Annotated in this window: 2 protein-coding genes; both read left to right on the top strand. The window is 69.7% G+C overall.

Annotation, left to right across the window (positions count from 1 at the left end; genetic code table 11):
• Nucleotides 1-66 precede the first annotated feature (66 nt).
• On the top strand, nt 67-441 hold the full coding sequence (locus ACZ5CR_RS46080; RefSeq protein WP_468869932.1) for a hypothetical protein: 375 nt from the start codon (nt 67-69) through the stop codon (nt 439-441).
• A 59-nt stretch (nt 442-500) separates the two neighbouring features.
• Nucleotides 501-1,115, top strand: a complete 615-nt coding sequence (locus ACZ5CR_RS46075; RefSeq protein WP_468869929.1) for a hypothetical protein — start codon at nt 501-503, stop codon at nt 1,113-1,115.
• Nucleotides 1,116-1,219 lie beyond the last annotated feature (104 nt).

The raw sequence follows: 1,219 nt of genomic DNA, 5'->3' as shown, positions 1-1,219 counted from the left end.
TACCTAGTAGAATTAACTTAGAAGTTGAGGGGGAAACACCCCGCCGATCACGGACAGAAAGCCGACATGACCGACGCCACCGTTCACGCCCTGCTCGTCGCCACCGACGGCACGATCACCGACCTGCACCTGAGCACCACCGACGCCGCCCAGCGCAGGCAAGTCCAGCAGGTGCTCGGTAGCGACGCCGAGGTCCTGCGCTACGTGCGCGGCCCGGATGGCTCGAACACCGTCGCCTTCGCGGCCGAGATCCGTGACGGCCAGCCGCCGAACCTGTACGCGGCCATCACCCTGCACTTCCTCCTCGACCAGAGCCTGATCGCCGACATACAAGGCCCCGTGCTCTTCGCGGGCTTCGACCGGCGAGACGAGCTCACAGACCTGACCGAGGACGCGGTGCGCACCATCCGCACCGCCACCGTCATCCACGCCACCCGCTGAATCCACCTGGCGGCTCTCAACGCCCTGTATTCACGCACCTCTTGGAGCAGGAGAACCCCTTGAGCAGCACCATCGAGTCCGATGCCGCAGACCTCGCCGGTTCCGAGTCCGACACCGCTCTTGCGGAGCCGGTCGTCCTCAGCGAGGTCGACCTCTACCTGCTGGGCAAGCCCCTCTCCGAGGCCCTCGGCGACGGATGGAGCGAAGACACGGACGACAGCCCGGCAGGGTTCGCGGACAGGTCGATCCGCCTCGTCCACCCCGACGGCCGTGCCATCGGCATCCGTCACCTGTGGCAGGGCCGGGCAGTGCAGACCTTCGCCATCGGCGGCCCCGCACCCGAGCAGTCGGCCGACACCGAGGGTTCGACTGGTGAGAGCACCCGGCTGCCCAAGGGTGTGCGGTACAGCACCGGCGTCCGCTTCACGGCGTCGCCGCTTGAGGAGATCCTCACAGCGATCCGCACCGTGCTGCTGCCCGGCTTCGACGGCCCCCGGCCGCGCCTGCGCGCGGGCGGCGCGTTGATCCCGCCCGCCGTCCAGCCCCCGGCCGAGGACAGCACTGACACGACGGCCAGCCCGGCCTCGAAGCCCAAGGCAAAGCCGAAGAGCACGGCCCGCCGCTCCACGCCAGCGAAGCGCACCACCAAGCGCCGCACCACTGCGGCCGCCTGACCACAAATCCCCGCACCACCCCGGGCGGGGGGACCTCCCCCCGCGTCCTTCCCACACCCGAAGGAGCACCACCATGGGCACCACAGCCCCCCGCCCGGAGGCTC

It is taken from the genome of Streptomyces sp. NPDC031274 (genome assembly GCF_055570235.1).
Note: the sequence above shows the minus strand (reverse complement) of the source record. Positions and strands in the feature narration are given on the sequence as shown.

Excerpts from the sequence above, each read along its gene's own strand:
- ACZ5CR_RS46080 (WP_468869932.1), top strand. The coding sequence starts at position 67 with ATGACCGACGCCACCGTTCACGCCCTGCTCGTCGCCACCGACGGCACG.